Annotated in this window: 13 protein-coding genes and 1 pseudogene; 4 read left to right on the forward strand and 10 right to left on the reverse strand. The window is 73.2% G+C overall.

Annotated elements, in window-relative coordinates:
* Nucleotides 1–83: 83 nt before the first annotated feature.
* Nucleotides 84–1,709 (reverse strand): MmpA family trehalose lipid delivery protein, encoded by a 1,626-nt coding sequence (locus ACZ6YG_RS36190; protein WP_466020471.1) that lies wholly within the window; start codon nucleotides 1,707–1,709, stop codon nucleotides 84–86.
* A 68-nt stretch (nucleotides 1,710–1,777) separates the two neighbouring features.
* On the opposite strand from ACZ6YG_RS36190, the gene ACZ6YG_RS36195 reads away from it, so the two are divergent.
* Nucleotides 1,778–3,634, forward strand: coding sequence for a hypothetical protein (locus ACZ6YG_RS36195; RefSeq protein WP_466020472.1), 1,857 nt, complete (start codon nucleotides 1,778–1,780; stop codon nucleotides 3,632–3,634).
* 18 nt (nucleotides 3,635–3,652) lie between these two features.
* Here the strand turns inward: ACZ6YG_RS36195 and ACZ6YG_RS36200 are convergent, their stop codons facing one another.
* Together ACZ6YG_RS36200 and ACZ6YG_RS36205 are read right to left on the reverse strand one after the other, a co-directional pair.
* Nucleotides 3,653–5,830, reverse strand: a complete 2,178-nt coding sequence (locus ACZ6YG_RS36200) for an acyl-CoA dehydrogenase (RefSeq protein ID WP_271278234.1) — start codon at nucleotides 5,828–5,830, stop codon at nucleotides 3,653–3,655.
* Nucleotides 5,831–5,890: 60 nt separating this feature from the next.
* Nucleotides 5,891–6,649 (reverse strand): hypothetical protein, encoded by a 759-nt coding sequence (locus ACZ6YG_RS36205; protein ID WP_271278233.1) that lies wholly within the window; start codon nucleotides 6,647–6,649, stop codon nucleotides 5,891–5,893.
* Between the two features lie 961 nt (nucleotides 6,650–7,610).
* Between ACZ6YG_RS36205 and ACZ6YG_RS36210 the strand changes: the two genes are divergently transcribed.
* Nucleotides 7,611–8,687, forward strand: coding sequence for a S1C family serine protease (locus ACZ6YG_RS36210; protein WP_271278232.1), 1,077 nt, complete (start codon nucleotides 7,611–7,613; stop codon nucleotides 8,685–8,687).
* A gap of 17 nt (nucleotides 8,688–8,704) precedes the next feature.
* Here ACZ6YG_RS36210 and ACZ6YG_RS36215 read toward each other — a convergent pair whose 3' ends face one another.
* From ACZ6YG_RS36215 to ACZ6YG_RS36230, 4 genes are all read right to left on the reverse strand, one after another.
* The gene (locus tag ACZ6YG_RS36215) at nucleotides 8,705–9,241 is read right to left on the reverse strand and encodes an OmpA family protein (RefSeq protein WP_466020473.1); all 537 of its coding nucleotides are present in this window, start codon (nucleotides 9,239–9,241) and stop codon (nucleotides 8,705–8,707) included.
* On the reverse strand, nucleotides 9,225–9,821 hold the full coding sequence (locus ACZ6YG_RS36220) for a hypothetical protein (RefSeq protein ID WP_466020474.1): 597 nt from the start codon (nucleotides 9,819–9,821) through the stop codon (nucleotides 9,225–9,227). The genes ACZ6YG_RS36215 and ACZ6YG_RS36220 overlap by 17 nt, the downstream gene beginning before the upstream one ends.
* A gap of 79 nt (nucleotides 9,822–9,900) precedes the next feature.
* Nucleotides 9,901–12,828, reverse strand: a complete 2,928-nt coding sequence (locus tag ACZ6YG_RS36225) for an AfsR/SARP family transcriptional regulator (RefSeq protein ID WP_466020475.1) — start codon at nucleotides 12,826–12,828, stop codon at nucleotides 9,901–9,903.
* A gap of 12 nt (nucleotides 12,829–12,840) precedes the next feature.
* Nucleotides 12,841–14,934, reverse strand: coding sequence for a serine/threonine-protein kinase (locus ACZ6YG_RS36230; RefSeq protein WP_466020476.1), 2,094 nt, complete (start codon nucleotides 14,932–14,934; stop codon nucleotides 12,841–12,843).
* A 137-nt stretch (nucleotides 14,935–15,071) separates the two neighbouring features.
* Between ACZ6YG_RS36230 and ACZ6YG_RS36235 the strand changes: the two genes are divergently transcribed.
* Complete coding sequence (locus ACZ6YG_RS36235) at nucleotides 15,072–15,482, forward strand: hypothetical protein (RefSeq protein WP_148034168.1); 411 nt, start codon at nucleotides 15,072–15,074, stop codon at nucleotides 15,480–15,482.
* On the opposite strand, the gene ACZ6YG_RS36240 is transcribed toward ACZ6YG_RS36235, so the two are convergent.
* From ACZ6YG_RS36240 to ACZ6YG_RS36250, 3 genes and pseudogenes are all read right to left on the reverse strand, one after another.
* The gene (locus tag ACZ6YG_RS36240; RefSeq protein ID WP_466020477.1) at nucleotides 15,439–16,587 is read right to left on the reverse strand and encodes an ARPP-2 domain-containing protein; all 1,149 of its coding nucleotides are present in this window, start codon (nucleotides 16,585–16,587) and stop codon (nucleotides 15,439–15,441) included. The two genes, ACZ6YG_RS36235 and ACZ6YG_RS36240, sit on opposite strands and share 44 nt — an antisense overlap.
* On the reverse strand, nucleotides 16,584–17,948 hold the full coding sequence (locus ACZ6YG_RS36245) for a hypothetical protein (RefSeq protein ID WP_466020478.1): 1,365 nt from the start codon (nucleotides 17,946–17,948) through the stop codon (nucleotides 16,584–16,586). Before ACZ6YG_RS36245 ends, ACZ6YG_RS36240 begins: the two co-directional genes overlap by 4 nt.
* Nucleotides 17,949–18,173: 225 nt before the next feature.
* Nucleotides 18,174–18,287 (reverse strand): annotated as a pseudogene (locus ACZ6YG_RS36250) (hypothetical protein); the annotation flags it as partial.
* 86 nt (nucleotides 18,288–18,373) lie between these two features.
* Between ACZ6YG_RS36250 and ACZ6YG_RS36255 the strand changes: the two are divergent.
* Complete coding sequence (locus ACZ6YG_RS36255; RefSeq protein WP_271279100.1) at nucleotides 18,374–18,793, forward strand: S8 family serine peptidase; 420 nt, start codon at nucleotides 18,374–18,376, stop codon at nucleotides 18,791–18,793.

The following is an 18,793-nucleotide window of genomic DNA, read 5'->3' on the forward strand; positions in this document are numbered from 1 at the left end:
GGGTATGTGGACAAACCTAGAACCAATTACTGCTACTCGCTAGTAGCTAGACCTAAATTTTACAAAACCCCTGATGAGGTACCTTATCGGGTCGTAAGCGGCGGCTCCAACCTGTACAGACGCAGCTCCGCAGAGTTGACCGGCACCTCGGCGTCACCGAGCCAGACGGCGAACCGGTTCTTCTCCTCAACCGTCCCCGCATCAACAATCACGTACCGGAACCCCAGTCGGGCGAGGTCAGGTGAACCGCCTTCTAGTACGCGTTCTACCTCCGCGGCCCGGGGGTCCTCGCTCCCGACGACCATCTCGCCCACCCGCACCACGTCGTTCGTCACCACCCGCCGCCCCGGCACCGCGAAGAACCGCTGCGCCGGATCCAGCACCGCCCTGTGCCCGTTCCAGTCGAATCTCCGGTACGACTCGAACGGCAGCACCAGCACGTCACCGGGAGCCGGGTCGTCACGCAGCGTGTCCCTCGCCTCGTACCACGACCGCGGATACGAGACGGCGTCCAGCGCCCCCAGAGCCCCCCACGCCATCGTCGGCAGCACGGCCACGGGCACCACGACCAGCACGCCGACCAGCCACCGTCCAGGCCGCGTCCCGCCGCCCGCCGTCGCCGACTGTCCGCCCGGCGCCGCGGACCCGCTCGCCCCGGCCGGGCTCTCCCGTACGACGGCCGCCGCCAGCAGCCCGAGCCCCACGGCCGCCAGCAACGCGACCGGCGCCACGTACTGCTGCGCGTCCCGGAACACCGCGAACCCGCCCCACACCCCGACCAGCCACTTCAGCACGGACCGCCCGGCCTCGGTGACCCCCGCGGACGCGATGGCGAACCCGATGACGGCGGCCACCATGAGCCCGTTCCGGTACGGCAACCGGCGGCCCAGCCACCAGAACCCGGCGATCCCCGCGACCACGAGCACCAGCCGCGCCACCGCCCCGACGATCCCGTCGTACCCGGCGGGCACGGCGTTCGCGTTCCAGATCCCGCCGAGGGACAGCAGGCTCCCCACCGTCCCGAACGGTGTGTCGGCCCGCGAGGCGAACGCCTCCACCCCCACCGGGTCCCCTTCGAGACCGTCGGGCCGCAGCACCGCCGGCACCAGCCACGGCAGGCAGAAGGCGCCCAGCACCAGCCCCACCTGGAGCACCCTCCCCCACCGGCGGCCGGACGAGGCGGCCACGGGGAGGGCGGTGACGACGGTGACCAGCATCGCCGCGAAGCCGCCCGTCGCCGCCGGCAGGACGGAGACGGCCAGGCGGCGACCGCGGTCGAGCGCGTGGACCACCCAGGGCAGCCCCGCATACCCCAGGAGGAGCGCCCACTGCCCGATCAGGAGACGCTCTGCCACGAACGGGTTCCAGACGTAGAAGGCCGCCGCCGCCAGGCGGGGGGCCAGTCCGGGGGAAGGGACGAGGACGGCGACGCCCGAGGCGCCCAGCACGAAGATCGACAGCAGGACGAGCTTCTGCACCAGCTCCCCCGGCAGGAGCTGGGACAGGAAGGTGACCACCGCGTCGCTGGGCACCACCCGGGGCGCGCCGCCCGCCAGGCCGAAGGTGAAGAGGGAGAACGCCGGGTCGGGGACGAACACCATGTCCTGCAGCAGCACGAACCCCCAGCCCAGAGCGGGACCGAGGGCGAGGGCTCCGAGGGTGAGGCCGAGGGCGGCGCCGGCCAGGGCGGCTCTGGCCTGGTGTGGCATCCAGCTATGACATCACACCTCTGTGACTGCTTTTCCCAGCATGTCGCCAGTTGAGGGACGTTTCCGGCATGCTGTCGCGTGGGGGGATCGCGGGCAGGAAGGACGACGGGGTGGCGAGGGCCGGCCAGGCGGTGCGCGGCGACGTGGTGCTCGCCGCGGGCTTGCTGATGGTGGCCGCCCAGCTGGTGTGGAAGTTCGAGCTGGTCCGCCGCACGTACTTCCGCCAGGACGACTTCATGTTCATCGCCAGGGGCCTGGAACAGAGCCTGACCTGGGACTACCTGATGCGGGTGGACTACGGGCACATGGCTCCCGGCCCGTTCGCGATCCAGTGGCTGATGGGACGGCTCGGCGGCTACAACGACGCGCTGGCCCACGGCGTCACGATATGCCTGCTGGCCGCGGCGGGGCTGGCGCTGCTGCGGCTGCTGACGGTGCTGTTCGGGTCGCGGCCGGCGATCCTGGTGCCGCTGGGGTTCTTCCTGCTGACCCCGATGACCATCCCCTCGCTGTCATGGTGGTCCGTGGTTCTGGGGGCGCTGCCCTTCCAGGTGGCGGTGCCCATGGCGCTCGCGTCACACGTCCTCTACACCCGCACGCGGCGCCGGCGGCACGCGGTGGCCGCCGTGGGCTGGACGCTGTTCGCGATGGCGTTCTACGTCAAGTCGCCGTTCATCCTGGTGATGGCCTTCGTGCTGACCCTGGGCTGGCTGGCGCGGGACCGGATGACGCGCGTGTGGCTGTTCTACGGCGGGGTGCTCGCGGCGTACTCGGTGGTCTTCTTCCACCAGATGTTCACCTCCGTGCAGCTCACGAACGACACGGTGCGGCCTTCCCTGCCGGACGCGGGGCTGGCCGTGGAGGCCACGTGGCGGATGTTCTCGGGCTCGCTCGTGCCCACCTCGCTGGGCGGCCCGTGGCGGTGGTGGCCGATCGGCGAGGACTACGCGCTCGCCGCCACCCCGGCGCCGCTGATCTGGGCCTCGCTCGCGGTGGGCGCTGTCGTGGTGGCCGTGTCCCTGCGCTACCGGCGGCGGGCCTGGCTGGCCTGGCTGATGCTGCTCGGTTACTTCCTGCTGGCCGACGTCGTCCCGGTCATGCTGGGGCGGGTGGAGGCGCTGGGGGCCGACCTGGCCGGGTTCGAGCTGCGGTACATCGCGTCCACGTCGATGGTGGCCGCCATCGTGATCGGCCTGGCCTTCATCCCCGTGGCGGGCGAGGAGCGCCCGTGGCTGCGCCCGCCGCCGCGGTGGCGGTGGGCGTGGGCGCCGCTGGCCGCGGTGTGCGCGGCGGGCTCGGTCTGGTCGGTGACGGCCTTCACCGCACTGCCTCTCGGCCGCAACGTCGAGAGCTACGTGGTGACGGCCGAAGCCGCGCTGGCCCGCGTCCCTGAGGGCTCGGTCGTGCTGGACACCTTCGTGCCCGTCAAGGTGGCCGACCCGGCCTTCTTCTTCCAGTACGCCCGCGTCTCCAAGGTCCTCGGCCCGCTCGCGCCCGGCCGGGTGAACTGGACGGAACGGCTGTCGGGGCCGGTGCGCGCCCCGCTCGTCTTCGACCCGCGGGGACGGCTCAACCCGGTGGACGTCAAGGGGGTCACCGTGCCGGGCGGCGCCTCCTGCACGCCCGTGGGCGCCGAGGAGGTCGTCTTCCCACTGCCGGAGAGGCTGCCGGGCGGCGAGTGGACCGTGCTGGTCACGTACCTGAACTCGGCCGAGACCACGCTCGTCGTGCGGCTGGGCGGCGGGCAGGCCGAGGTCAGGGCGGGGCGCGACCTCGGCGCGACGTACGCGACCGTGCACGGCGAGGGCGGCGAGCTGGCTCTCAGGACGGTCGGCGCGCCCGCGTGCGTCGGCGAGATCAAGGCGGGGCAGCCGGTGCCCGCCGAGCACAGCACGCCGATCCCCGCACGGCCGGTGCTGCCGTGAGGGGATCGGGCGCGCGGGTCACTTGCCCGGTTCGGGGTCCCTGGGCAGGCCGAGCATGCGCTCGCCGATGATGTTGAGCTGCACCTCGGTGGTGCCGCCGTAGATGGTCATCGCCCGGGTCGCGAGCACGGCGCGGTTCCAGTAGCCGGGGTCGCCGAGCTTCATGTCGGCCGCCGCCGTGGCCTGCGCGCCGATCAGGCTCACCGCGGTCTCGGAGACGTGCTGGGCGTGCGAGGTCGACAGCAGCTTGCGCACCGAGGCGTCGGCGCCCGGCTCGTTGCCGGCGAGCTGCTTGAGCGTCACCCGCAGCGACAGCGCGTTGATCGAGTGGCCCTCGCAGATGACGTGCGCGAGAGCGTCCGCCTCGACCGGCGTGAGGTCCCGGCCGAGCCGCTTGACGAGCCCGAGCAGGTCGGGCACGGACGCGCCGGTGCCGCCGGAGCCGGAGGAGAGCGAGACGCGCTCGTTCGAGAGCGTGTTCCTGGCCACCTTCCAGCCGTCGCCGACCTCGCCGACCACCAGGTCGTCGGAGACGAACACGTCGTCCAGGAAGACCTCGTTGAACAGGTTCTCGCCGGTCATCTCGGTGAGCGGGCGCACGGTGACGCCGGGCGACTTCATGTCGACGAGGAAGTACGTGATGCCCTCGTGCTTGGAGCCCTCGCTGGAGTTACGGGCGATGCAGATGCCCCACTCGGCGACGTGCGCGACGGATGTCCAGATCTTCTGGCCGTTGAGCCGCCAGCCGCCTTCGACCTTCTCCGCCTTCATCTGCAGCGAGGCCAGGTCGGAGCCGGCGCCGGGCTCGGAGAAGAGCTGGCACCACATCATCTCGCCGCTGAGCGTCTTGGGCAGGAACCGCTCCTGCTGCTCGGGCGTGCCGTAGACGGCGACGGACGGCACCACCCAGGCGCCGATGATGAGCGCGGGGAGCCTGACCTTGGCGGCCTTCAGCTCCTGGGCGATGAGCACCTGCTCCAGCGGGCTCGCGCCGCGTCCCCACGGCGCGGGCAGGTGCGGCATGACGAAGCCGCGCTCGGCCAGCGCCCGCTTCTGCTCCTTGCCCTCCAGCCGGGCGATCTCCGCGATCTCGGCGCGCAGGGCCTCGCGCAGCGGCTCGGCGTCCTCCGGCAGGTCGAGCTCCATCTCGCGGGTGACGCCGCGCAGGGCCAGCTCGGTGACGCGCGCGGCCCAGCCGGCGGAGCCGCCGAGCAGTGCGCGCAGGGTGAGCGCGCGCCGGTAGTAGAGGTGGGCGTCGTGCTCGAAGGTGTAGCCGATGCCGCCGAAGGTCTGGATGGCGTCCTTGGCGCACTGCACGGCCGCGTCGGGGGCCATGACGCCGGCGATCGCGGCCGCGTAGTCGAGCTCCTGGCCCGCGGCGCGGGTGGCGTCCCAGACGGTGGCGCGGGCCTGCTCCAGCGCGACCAGCATGCGCGACAGCTTGTGCTTGATGCCCTGGAACTGGCCGATCGGGCGGCCGAACTGCACGCGTACCTTCGCGTACTCGGCGGCGGCGGTCACGCACCAGGACGCGACGCCGGCGGCCTCGGCGCCGAGCAGGACGGCGGCGATGTTGCGCACGTCGGCGCTCTCCACCCCGTCGAGCACCCGGTCGGCGGGCACGGTGACGCCGTCCAGCTCGACCTTCGCCACTGACCTGGTGAGGTCGAGCGACTTGAGCGAGGTGACGGTGGCGGCGGTGGCGTCGACCGCCACCCACAGCTCGCCGTCGCCGGTGACGACGGGAAGCACCAGCACGTCGGCCATCGCGCCGCCGAGCACCGGCTCCGCGGCGCCGGACACGGTCAGGGAGCCGTCGCCCGCCCGCGTGCCGGTCAGCGACCCGGTGAGGGCCAGCGCGCCGGTGCGGGTGCCGTCGGCCAGGCCGGGCAGCAGCTCGTGGTGCTTCGAGGCGTGGATCACCGCGCTGGCCAGCACGGTCGGCACGTAGGGGCCGGGCGCCATCCGCTCGGCCAGCGCCTCGACGGCGACAGCGGCCTCAAGCAGCCCGTAGCCGGAGCCGCCCGACTCCTCGGGCAGGTGGAGGCCTAGGAGGCCCTGCTCTGCCAGGCCCGGCCAGAAGGCGGGCCGCTCGTCGCCGGCAGAGCGGAGCGTGTCGGTGGGGATGCTGCGCTCCGCCCAGCCGCTCACCGACTCGTGGAGCGCCTCGTGCTCCTCGCTCAACCCGATCGCCATAGCTCATCCTCCAGGCGGTTCCGTAGATGCCAGAATCATATTCTAGAGCACGCTTCTGGCCTAGAGGGGGCGAACTTTCTCCGCCAGGGTGTTCAGATCTCTCCAGTACGCCCTGCCGCTCTCCGGGATCGAGGCCATCAGCATCGCGGGCTTGGTCTGGCCCACCTCCACGACGGACACCAGGGCATGGCCGGTGCGCTGCTTGCCGCCGTCGGTGTAGGTCACCCGGAAGGCCAGCGTCCAGCCCTTGCCCCCGGACACCTTCAGCGAGCCGGTCCAGGCGAGGGTGGCGCCCTCCGGATACTGGGAATTCAGCGTCCAGCGGGCCGCCCTGGCCGCGATGGCCCGGTAGTCGGCGTCCGACCTGGGCTTGGTCTCCGGGTTGTCGCCGGGCAGCATCGCCGACGCGATCACCGTCTGCGGCACCCCGGCCTTGCCCACCCGCTGCGCGTGCGCGAACGGCGAGAAGGACCTGGCCTGCCAGGGCTTGCCCAGCTTGGGGTAGCTGATGCCGGTCCTGCTGTCGGTCACGGTGCCGGTGGCGGCGGTGGCCCTGCCCGGCAGGTCGGCGAACGCCATCTTCGCGGGCACCGCCGGCAGCGGCGTCTCGGTGGGGGTCGGGGTCACCGAGGCCTCGGCCGACGTCGAGGGCACCGGGGCGACCTGGACGACGTCCTCGTTCTCCGGCTGGGTCGGCACGTCGCCGGAGAAGATCACGAACACCAGGAGGACGGCGGCCACCGTGGCGACGATGGCGCCGAGCAGATAGACGACCTTGATCGGGATGTCCCCGATCCGGCTGACCAGCCCACCCTTCAACGGAGGCGGCGCAGCCGTCGCCGGCAACGGCTCAGCCTGCCCGAACGACGCACCCCCAGGCCCCACCGGCCCCGTCCCCACCCGCACGGGCCCCACCCCAGCCCGCCGCGGCCCCACACCCTGCCCAGCCGAAGACCCAGCCGGCCCAACCGAAGATCCGGCCTGCCCAGCCGAAGATCCGGCCTGCCCAGCCGAGCCACCGGCCGACCCGGCCACCCCAGCCTGCCCGACCGAACCAACAGAAGCACCAGACTGACCAGCCGAACCAGCCGGAGAGCCAGCCTTCCCTGCCGACCCGGGCTGCCCGACCAACTCGGCCAGAGACCTGGCCTTCCGAGCCGGAGGACCAGCCTTTCCAGCCGCAGATCCGGCCTGCCCGGACGGCGCAGCCGAGCCGCTTGCGGGTCTGGCGGGACCGGCCGCAGGTCCGGCGGGGCCCGGCTGACCTGGACGACCGGCGGGACGCTCACCTCCCGGCCTCTGGGGGCCCGCGGACTGCGGAGCCCCTTTACCGGGTGCTCTCCCGGCCTGAGGGCCGGACGCCTCGATCGGATTCGGCCCGGACGGCGCGGAACCGCCGGAACTCCCAGGCTTGGAAGCACCGCCCGACTTCGCACCGGAAGGCCGGGAAGGGCCGCCCGATGCCGCCGGCTTGGGAGGCTCGGGGGTCACCTCCCCTTGGCCCGGGCTAGGTGAGGCTCCTGAGGGACGGTCCCGGCGGAAGGCGATGGTTTCCTCCGCAGGCGGGACGATCTTGCGAAAGGGAGCGGTGGGAGCATCGTTGCCGTTGTTCTGATCGCCGACGTCCGCCATGGCTTGAAGGCTACGTCACCTGGACGGGCGACATTTCCGCTATGCCCGCACCAGAACGAAGTCACGTACCGTATCCATCAGGAGACGTCGCGCAACCCACACCCCTGACCTGCGTATCTTTCCGTCCGAGCTGGGCAGAGTACCGGGCATGCGCAAGATCGCTGGAGGGCTGGCCGCCGCCGTCCTGGTCACCGGTTGCGCCGGCGCGCCCGGAGTCCGCGGCACGGCCTCGCCGACCGCCTCACCCACCGCCACCGCCACGGCGACCACCCCCTCGCCCAGCCCCACCGCCGAAGCGCTGCCGCTGGAGCAGACGTACGAGCGCGTGATCGCCCAGGTCCTGCCGTCGATCGTGCAGATCAACACGAAGGCCGGTCTCGGCTCCGGAGTCGTGTACGACGACAAGGGCCACATCGTCACCAACGCGCACGTCGTCGGCGAGGCCACCACCATGGAGGTCACGCTCGCCACCGGCGGCGGTTCCCGCAGCGCGAAGCTGGTCGAGTCCTTCCCCGCCGGCGACCTCGCGGTGATCAAGGTGGACGACGCGCGGGGCCTGCGCCCGGCCACGTTCGCCGACTCGTCCAAGCTCAGGGTCGGCCAGCTCGTGCTCGCCATGGGCAACCCGCTGGGCCTGTCGGGCAGCGTCACCAACGGCATCGTCTCCGCGACGGGACGCACGGTCAGCGAGCCGCAGGGCGAAGGCTCGCCAGGCGCCACGATCGCCAGCGCCGTCCAGACCTCGGCCGCGATCAACCCCGGCAACAGCGGCGGCGCCCTGGTCGACATGGCCGGCCACGTGATCGGCATCCCGACCCTCGCCGCCACCAACCCGTCGCTGGGCGGCGGCGCGGCCCCGGGCATCGGCTTCGCCATCCCCAGCAACACCGCCACGGACATCGCCGCCCAGATCGTCGAGCACGGCCGCGTGGTCAACAGCCACCGGGCGGCGCTGGGCATCACGGGCTCGACGGTGATCGGCGAAGACGGCCAGCCCGCCGGCGTCGGCGTCCGCTCGGTCCAGTCGAACGGCGGCGCCGCCAAGGCGGGCATCCGCGAGGGCGACATCATCGTCTCGGTCGCCGGCAAGCAGATCCCCACCATCGCCGACCTCACCGAGACCCTCACGGAGTACAAACCGGGCGACAAGGTCGAGATCGAGTTCGTACGAGACGGCGCCAGTCAGAAGGTCACCGTCACCCTGACCGAACTCCAGGCCGGGTGATCCGCAGGCCGCCGCGTTCACTGCTTGATGGTGTAGACGATGTCGACGCGGCGGTTCTTGGCGCGGTTCTTCGGCAGGGGCTTGCCCTCGGCCGTGTTGGGCAGCTTGGGGCGGGTCTCGCCGAAGCCCTGGGCCTGGAGGGTCACGCCGGGGAGCGTCAGCAGGCCCGCCATGACCTGCTTGACGGCGTCCGCCCGGCGCTGGGAGAGGGTGTCGTTGTAGGCGTCGGCGCCCTGGTCGTCGGTGTGGCCCTCGACCCTGACCTGGCCGCCCGCGCCCTCGGTGTTGATCTGCTCGGCGACCTCCTCGAGCCGCTGCCTGGCCTTGGCGGTGAGCCGCCACTTGTCGAGCGCGAACAGCACGTCGCTGGTGAGCGCCACCGTCACCTGGTCGCCCCGCTGGGACTCGCTCTCGCTGCCGTCGAGCGACTCGACCTCGCCGATGATGTCCTCGACGGGCAGCACCAGGTCCTCCACCACGCCGATCGCCGACTCCGGCGGAGGGGTCGGGGAGGCCAGCGTCAGGGCGAGGGCGAGACTAAGAGATCGGAACATCGGTGAACACGCCGATCTGCGGCATCTCGATGTTGACCGTGGTGACGTCGGCCGGCGGCGCGGCGAAGACCGCGTACAGGCTGGCGCTCTCGTCCTTCTCCAGGAACTCGCCCTGGGTGCCCGAGCAGACGCACTCGGCCTTGTCGTCGGTGCCGTTGCGCGCCACGCGGTAGCGCTTGGCGTTGACCGGGTCGATCAGGCTGACGCCGGACACGGTGTAGTCGAAGACGCCGCCGCCCATGCCGTTGTGCACGTTGAAACTGCCTTCCAGACCGGTGATGGTCCAGTTGAGCGTCGCGGTCTTGCCCTGGCGCAGCAGCCCGGTGATCTCCACCCTGACCTTGGTCGGCCCGTCGGTGCCCTCGGCCTTGGTCTCGCGGCTGGCGATGACCTTGTCCCCCTGCGGCGGGGCGGTCTGCTGCTCGGCGGGGGGCGCGGTGGTCTCGGGCGGCGCGTTCTCCGTCTGCGCCGCCTGGGTCCCGCCCTGCTTCTCCTGGCCGCCGCCGCCGGTCGTGGAGGGCAGCATGCCGCAGCCGGTCAGCGCCACGACCGCGACCGCCAGCACGAACGTCTTGCGCATGGTCACTGATCACCTTTCGGGGGTTCCGAACTCAGGGCCCGAACGTTAGCGAGGCGACCTTCAGGATCCGCATAGCGGGCTAAACACCCCGCCTCCCCCGTGCCTCGCTCGCGAGCCGCTCGGCCGCCGCGCGGCCGTGCTCGTCACCGAGCCGGTCAAACTCTCCCATAGCACGCGTCAGCGCCTCAACCGCCTCATCGATCTTCTCCATGTCCAGGTACGACTCCGCCAGGACGAGCAGGGCCGCACCCGAACCGCGCCGGTCCCCGTACACCGTGAAGGTCTCCAGCGCCTGCCCGGCCGAGTCCGCGGCGGCGTCCGGCAGCCCCTCGGCGCGGGCGACGCGGGCGAGCACCAGCAGCCCGGACGCCTCGGGCAGCCGGTCGCCGAGCCGCCGGTTGATCGCGACCCGCCGCTCCGCGCAGGCGCGGGCCTCGGCGCGGCGGCCCGCCCCCAGATGCAGTCTGGCCAGGTCGAGCAGCGCCTCGGCCTCGCCGCGCGGGTCGCCCAGCTCGCGGTAGACGGCCAGGCTCTCCTCCAGCGGCTCCCGGCCGGACAGCAGCGCGCCCAGCGCCCGCAGCGCGTCGGCCCTGCCGCGCTGGTCACCGGCCTGGCCGAAGACGTGCAGCGCCCGGCGGAGCATCCGTTCCGCCTCGGCCCTGCGGGGTTCGACCAACCCCAGCCGGAGCGTGACGCGGGCCAGCTCCAGCCCCTCCACCAGCGGCTGGGCGGCCCGGAGCGTGGCCGCCGCGGCGTCGTTCCTGCCCTCCGCCCGATGCAGGTCGGCCAGGCCGCGCAGCAGCAGCGCCTCCCCCTGCCGGTGGCCCGCCGCCCTGGCCGCGTCCAGCCCGGTCGCGGTCGTTGCATGCCAGTCGTCGTGGTGGCCGGCCAGCTCGAACAGCGGCGTCAGGTAGAACGCCAGCCGCCACGCGGCCTCGTACAGGCCCGACCGGAAGAAGTCGCCGACCGCCGCGACCAGGAAGCGGCGCTCCGCGCTCAGCCAGCGCGCCTCCTGGCGCAGCCGGCCCGTCTCCAGGATCTGTTCCGCCGTACGGACGAGCGTCCGGCCGGAGCCGGGCTCCGCGGGCAGCAGGGTGGCCCTGGCCCGCCTGGTCCGGTCGAGGATCTCCGCCGCCCTGGCCGCCAGCACCGGGCCGGGCCCGCCCTCCTCCGCCAGCCGCTCGGCCGCGTACAGCCTGGTCAGGTCGTGCCGGCCGAACCGCTCCTGGCCCGCCTCGTCCAGCCCGCGCGACTGCAGCAGCCCGGCCTCGGCCAGCGGCTCCAGGTCCTCGCCCAGCACCCACGGGGCGAAGTCGGGAGCCGTGAACGCGCCCAGCTCGCGCAGCAGCCTCCGCTCCGGCTCCGCCAGCCCGCGGTAACCGAGCGCCAGGCTGCCGCGCACGGCCAGGTCGCCCGCGCTCAGCTCGTCCAGCCTGCGCCGCTCGTCGCCGAGCCGCCCGGCCAGGTGGGCGACCGTCCAGCCGGACCTTCTGGCCAGCCGCGACCCGGCGATCCGCAGCGCCAGCGGCAGTCCGCCGCACAGCCGGACGATCTCGCGCGCCGCCTCTGGCTCGGCCGCCACCCGGTCGCGGCCGGCCACCCCGGCGAGCATCTCCAACGCCTCGTCCGGATCCAGCACGCCCAGCTCGTACGGCCTGGCCGCCTCCAGCCCGGCCAGCGGCGAGCGGCTGGTCACGATCGTCACACTGCCGGGGCCGGTCGGCAGCAGGGGACGCACCTGCGTCTCGCCGGCCGCGTCGTCGAGCACCACGACCAGCCGCCGGGCCGAGGTGAGCCGGCGGTAGAGCCGGACCCGCTCGTCCAGCGCCGGCGGCACCGCGCCGTCGGGCCGGCCGAGCGACCGCAGCAGGTCCTCCAGCACGGCCCCCGGCGCCCGCTCGCCGAGCACCGCGTACAGCCTCCCGTCGCCCGGCTCCAGCAGCTTCGCCGCCCGCACGGCCACGGCCGACTTACCGCACCCGGCGGGCCCATGCACCACCAGACAAACCGGCGCCCGCGCCACCCCGCCACCCGAGGCAAGACCACCGGCACCGGCACCTGAGCCCAGGGCCGGACCACCCCCACCGCCTCCAAAACCCGAGGCCGGACCACCGGTACCGCCTGCGGAACCCGGCGCGAGGCCGCCCGCGACGCCCGGGCCGTCCAGGTTCCCTGTCGCGGTGTAGCGGGCCCACCGGGTGACCCAGGAGAGGACGTCCTGCCTACCGGTGAAGTCCGAAATATCCGGCGGCAGCTCGTCGAGCGGGGTCGCGGAGATGCGGGCCGGGGCCACCACCTCGCCCGCCAGCACCCGGTCGTGCGCCTCCCGCAGCTCAGGCCCCGGCTCCAGCCCCAGCTCGTCGACCAGCACCCGCCGCGCCTCCTGGTAGGCCGCCAGCGCCTCGGACCGCCGCCCCGCCTGGTGCAGGGCCGCCATCAGGTGCGCCCACCCCCGCTCACGCAACGGGTGGGAGTTCACCAGCGCCCGCAGCTCGCCGACCACCTCACCCCCGCGCCCCAGCCGCAGGTCCAGGTCCACGCGCTCCTCCAGCGCGGTCAGGCGCGACTCCTCAAGAGGTACGGCATGCGTACGGCGCAGTTCGGCACTGTCGACGCCCGCCAGCGCCTCCCCCCGCCACAGCGCCAGCGCCTCCCTGAACCGGGCGGCCACCTCCACGTGCCCGCCCGCCTCCCGGATCCGCCTGGCCTCCCCCACGAGCCGCTCGAACCGGTGGCAGTCGATCTCGTCCCGGTCCACCGCCAGCAGGTAGCCGCCCGGCACGGTGGTGATCCCCCCGACCAGCTTGCGCAGCGCGCTCACGTACACCCGCAGCACCGACTCGGCTGACGCGGGCGGCCGGTCGCCCCACAGCACGGTGATCAGCCGCTCGACCGGCACCGCCGTGCCCGCCGACAGCAGCAGCGCCGCGAGCAGCGCCCGGTGCTTGGCCGGGCCCGGCTCCCCGCCGTCCCCGACCCTGAGCGGCCCCAGCAGCCCGAACCGCACGCCCACCGTCCCTCAGCCCCGCGCCGGTCGCAGCGCGAACGACTCGAACCGCACCCGCACCGTCTTCTCGGCCTCCGGCGCGGCGTGCACCCCCGCCATGCCGGGACCCAGCGGCGCCTCCGCGTCCGTGGCCTCGGCCACCAGGCGTTCGTTCAGCCACATCCGCAGCGTCACCTCGCCGTCGCCACCGGCGCACTCGGCGACGACCCGGTTCGTGCCCTCGGACGCCGCCTTCTCCGGTCCGTACAGAACCACGCCCTCCTGCCCCGTACGGCGCTTGACGATCGCCACCCGGCCCGCGCCGCTGACCCCGAACTCGTACCGGCCACCCGAGCCGCCGTGACACCACACCCCGTACTCGCCCGCGCCCTCCCGCAACTCCGCCTGCGCGCTGACGACCACCCCGCCACCGGGCTCCCGCCGCGGCGCCGACTTCCACAACCGCCACCCGTCCTCGACGGCCAGCACATACCCGGACCCCTCCTTCTCAGCGGTCCCGGCCTCCGACGCCCCCACCTCCCACCCATCGGCGAACCCACTCTCGTACGGCCACGCCTCCCCCCTCAACAGGACCCCCGCAACGGCCCCACCCACAACCACCGCCACCAACCCGCCCACCCACCAACGCCACCGCGCCCCAGCCCTCCCCTTCTTACGCGCACCGCCGACGGCCCCCTGGGAGCCAGGGCCACCCTGCGCACTAACAACAGATCCCCCGTACACCGCACCCCGGGAGGAGGGGGAAGCCTCCGGACCGTAAGGAACCGCACCTTCACCCTGGGAGGCGGGGGCACCCTGCGCACTCACAGCAGACCCGCCGTACAGAACCGCGTCGCCACCCTGAGCGGCAGCACCCGCCCGCCGTGGGTCCTCGTCGCTATTTCCACGCAGCGCGGGCGTACCGCCTGCCGCTCCGGAAACCACCCCACCCTGAGGGGCAGGGGCACCCTGCGGACTCACAGCAGACCCGCCGTACGGAACCACACCCCCACCCTGGGAGGCGGGGGCACCCTGCGGACTCACAGCAGACCCGCCGTACGGAACCGCATCGCCGCTCTCAGCGGCAGCACCCGTCCGCTGAGGGTCGCCCCGCAACGCTGGCGAGCCACCCGCCGCCCTAGCGACTCCCCCGTATGGAACCGCGCCCTGGGAGGTGGGGGACGCCTCCGGACCGTACGGAACCGCATGCCGGGAGGTGGGGGCAGGTTGTGGGGTCGTGGTGGATCCGGTGGACGGGGGCGCTGGGGGGAGGTGGGGAGGGGACGGGGGGCGGGTGAGGGGGGTGGTCCAGGTGCGCTCGACGGCTTCGGTGGCCGAGGCGGGGCTGGTCGGGGGGCCGCCGAGGAGGTCGGCGAGGAGGCGGGACACCGGCGGGCGGGCCCGGGGGTCCTTGGCGAGGGCCTGCTCCACCAGCCCGCGGACGCCGCCGTCGAGTCCGTCCAGGTGGGGCCTCTCGTTGACGACCCGGTTGAGCACCTCGCCGGGGGAGCCGCCGCCGAACGGGGAACGGCCGGTGCCGGCGAACGCGATGACCCCGCCCCAGGCGAACACGTCGGTGAACGGCCCGACGGTCTCGCCGCGCGCCTGCTCCGGCGCCATGAACGCGGGCGTGCCGAGGATCGCCTGGCTGGTGTCGGACCCGACGAGCTGGGCGATGCCGAAGTCGATGACGCGCGGCCCGAGCGGCGACAGCAGCACGTTCGACGGCTTGAGGTCGCGGTGGATCACCCCGGCGCCGTGGATGGCGCTCAGCGCGGTGGCGATGCCGACCGCCAGCGCCTCCAGGTTGCCCCCGGACAACGGCCCCTGGTCGCGCACGGCCCGCGCCAGGTCGGGGCCTTTCACGTACTCGGTGACGAGGTAGGCGACGTCGCCGTCGATGCCGGCGTCCAGGACGGGCGCGGTGCAGAACCGGGCGACCCGGCGCGCGGCCGCCACCTCGCGCTCGAACCTGCGGCGGAAGGCGGGGTCGCGGGCCAGCCTAGGGTGGATGACCTTGACGGCGGCCAGCCCGCCGGTGGGGGTGGCGGCCAGGTGCACCTCGCCCATGCCGCCGCGACCGAGGACGCGCCGCAGCGCGTACCCGCCGATGACCCGATCGCTCACCGCAGACACGATAGCCAGGTCCGGATCGTCCCGCTCGGGGCGTGTATCCGTGTCCGAAAGACGAGGATCCCAAGTTTCCAGACCAGCAGCCCGCCCTCCCCTCCCCGTCTTCCCCGTACGGCGTCACCGTCGGAGACATGTCAGAGACGACCGCACGCGCCACAGGCCGCAACTGGGGCCGATTCGCCCTGCACTACATCGAAATGATCATCGCGATGTTCGCCGGCATGTTCCTCCTGGACCTCGTCTGGTCCATGGCCGGCGTGCACGTCTCGTACGCGACCCACCCGGAGGCCGCGTACCTGCTCATGGCGCTCAACATGTCGATCGGCATGGCCGTGTGGATGCGCTTCCGCGGCCACGGCTGGGGGTCGACGCTGGAGATGTGCGCCGCCATGTTCGCACCGGCCGTGCCGCTCTTCCCGCTGCTGTGGCTGGGGCTCATCGACGGTCACGGGGTGATGATCGCGGCGCACGTGGCGATGTTCCCGGCCATGCTGGCCGTCATGCTCCGCCGGCTGGACGAGTTCGCCGGCTGTGCCCGTTGACCCTGCGGTACCGGTCCAGCACGTCCTGCCGCAGCAGGTGGCCGAACCCGGCCCGCTCCAGCCGCGTCCCGAGCTGGGCCGCGGTGCCGCCGAGAGCGGCGGCGGCGTCCTCCAGACGCCAGTCGTGCTCGTGCAGCACGCGCAGCAGGTGGCCGCGCCGCACCTGGGCCTGCGACAGCCTGAAGGTCTTGAGGTACGCGAGCCGCCCGTCCTCGGCGGTGATCGTCTCCCCGATGTGGTTCTCCGCCTGACGGTCGAAGGCCGGCAGGAAGCGGCGCAGCCGGAACCCGCCGAGCCGGTACACCTCCTCCACCCTGTCCGGCGAGCCCAGCAGGCCCGCCGCCATGACCGAGTCGTGGAAGCCGGCCCACTCCCGCTCCTGCCGCGCCGCCTCGGCCCGCAGGTCCGCCAGGGAGGAGACCCGGCTCTCCTCGATCACCGCGGGGAAGTCACGGGCCGGGTAGAACGTCGCGTACTCGTGGATGAGCTCCCCGTACAGGTCACGTACCAGGGTCGGGTGCAGCGCCCGGTAGTCGTCAGGATGCGGCACCACGAACGCGCTCGCCAGCGTGTCACCCGCGTACAGCAGCAGCCCGCACTGGCCGGGGTGGATCTCGAAGACGCGCAGCGCGTCCTCCAGCCCGCGCACCTCCGCCCCGGTGCGGGCGTCCTCGGCGCGCGGCGACAGCCCTCGCGCGACCGCCTGGCGTGACCACTCCGCCCAGGCGATCACGGGCCCGCGGAAGTGCAGCGCCAGGTAGCCCTCCAGGGCGAGGTGCAGGGGCAGGAAGCGCAGCCGGTTCTTGTCCACGCGCCTGGCCATCCGCCGGCGGAACCTGACGTCCATGCGGTCGAGCGGCTCCCCGAGCTGGGTGCCATACGCGGCCGCCGGGCTCCCGTCGCCGGTCCACGACGCCACGAACGCGTGCGGGACGTACGCCACGTACACCGACTTGTCCGGCAGGCTGACAACACTCAGCTCGTCCCCGTACACCCGGGCGTGCAGCCGCAGGTCGAGGATCGGCTCCGGCCGGACCAGCGGCACCAGCCGCACCGCTCCCCAGGTCTGGGCGGGCCGGGTCTCCAGCCCGGCGAGGTCGATCATCGCGCCGCCGCCCTCTCCTCCAGGTACGCGCGCAGCTCGGCAGGCCCGGTGCGGCCCTGCGCGAACCCCGCCAGCTCCACCAGCGCCGGCAGGTCCTCGGCGTCGCGGATCCCGGCCGTCGGAACCAGCGGCGACAGCCTGCGCACCTCGAACCGCTCCGCGTCGTACACAGGGTTCAGGTGCACGACGCGCACCCCGCCCGCCGGGTCGAGCCGGCGCCGCCAGACCCGCAGGACCTCGGCGGCCAGCCCGGGAGGCGCGTTGTCCCACCCGTCGGAGACGATGACCAGCCGGTCGGGCCGCGGGTCGAGCGCGTCGAGCACCCGCTGTCCCAGCGGCGTCGGCCCGTCCGGCCGCGCCATCACCGGGTCGGCGAGCCCTGACACCCACAGCCCTCGGTAGGACCCGGCCAGCGCCTCCAGCAGGTAGTGGCAGGCCAGCGCGACCGCCAGCGGCCTGCGCCGCTTCACCGGCGAGCCGAACGACGAGAAGCTGTCGTCCAGCACCGCCGCGACGCTCCCCCACGTCCCCCGCCGCGGCCCCGCCGCCCGCGCCGCCGCCGCGCGTAGCGCCGCCACGTGCTGACGCCGCTCGCCGTACGGCAGCGACAGCACGTACGAGGCCGCCCGCACCAGCGGCATGGCCGCCAGATCGGCCCTGTCCCGGATCCCCGCACGCTCATGGGCGCCGGCCAGCCGCAGCCGCTCCGAACGGGTCAGGCGGGGCGCGATCCGCTCCAGGAAGACCGCCCTGGGGATGCCGTGCCGGGCCGCGAAGCCCTCCGCCACCGTGTACGGCAGCTCGTACAGCGCCTGCTTCTCGTGGTGGGCGCGGCGCCAGGCCTCCAGCACCGGGGTGTCGAAGCGGGCGCGCCGGTGCGGCGCGAACAGGAAGTCGCCCAGCTCGCCCGGTGGCCGCAGGTGCGCGTGACGCACCGCCGCCTTCATCGCGGAGCGGTACTTGACCGCGTCGAAGGCCAGGTCGGGCCGGGCCAGCAGCCAGTCGCGGATGACCGCCCTGGTGCGCCGGTTGTTCACGCCGTCCCGCCGCAGCTCACCGAACAGCCGGTAGACGCGTGGCGGGCTCATCCTGGCCAGCCGCCAGGAGATGAGCGGGCCGTCGCCGCGGGCCTTCAGCACGTTGTGGATGATCATCGCGGCGTTGTGGTCGTTGACGTCCAGCGCCAGCGTGGCCGCGTACAGATCGGGATAGTTGCCGTGGATGTAGCGGTGCAGGAAGTCCAGCGACAGCCGCTGCTCGCCCGCCGTGGCGCGGAACTCCCGCTGCCCGGTCGAGGTGATGGCCGCGTTCGCGAACAGCAGCACGTCCTCGCACTCGATCAGGTCGGCGTAGGTGTCCATGGCTCCCCGGGATGACGGCGCCGGCCGGGGAATGGGGGCACGAACTGCGAAGCATCGCTTCATAGGCGGGTTCCGGAAGTCGCGCCTGAGTCCCGCGACCGGCTGCTCCCGGACCTTACCGGGCGGCAGCCGGACGAGCGACGAAATATCCGCATTCTGCCGTCGGCCGGCCCAGCCGCCTCCCGCCCGCCGGTTCCCCGGGGGCGGGAGATGAGCCGGCGTTCACTAGGGCTCGCAGCCGGCCTCGGTGTCGGTGCCGAGCCCGCCGTTGCAGTCGTCGGTGCCCGGTCCTCCGTTGAGGCCGTCGTTCCCGTTGTTGCCGTTGAGCTCGTCGTTGCCGGCGCGCCCATCTGGACGCCGGCGGCAATCTGCGGGCGTCCGACTACGCCAGCGGCTTCACCAGCGACATCTTCCCCGGCAGGCGGGTGCCCGACGTCGTGGGCCTCGTCGGCCTGCAGCCGAACGCCTCGTACATCATGCTGCCCACCCAGCCGGGCTCGTTCGTCGACGAGACCTTCGCCGACAGCGCGGACGACACCAAGTCCGACGACGGCTGGGCGGTCTTCAGCGGCACCTCGGCGGCGGCAGCCCAGGCGGCGGGCGTGTGCGCCCTCGTCAAGGGCTCCTGGCCGGGGATCTCGCCCACCCGGATGAAGCAGCTCCTCAGGGCCACGGCGAGGGACGTGACGACCGGCAATTGCTTCAACGGCCCGGGCATGAACCACCAGGCGACGGCCGGGCCGGACCGCGCGACCGGCAGCGGGCTCATCGACGCCTACGCGGCCCAGAGCTCGGCCCAGACCACCTACATCGAATGTTCCATCCGCGGGCTGAACTGCGACTAG

The sequence above is a fragment of the Nonomuraea sp. NPDC054003 genome, assembly GCF_055585125.1.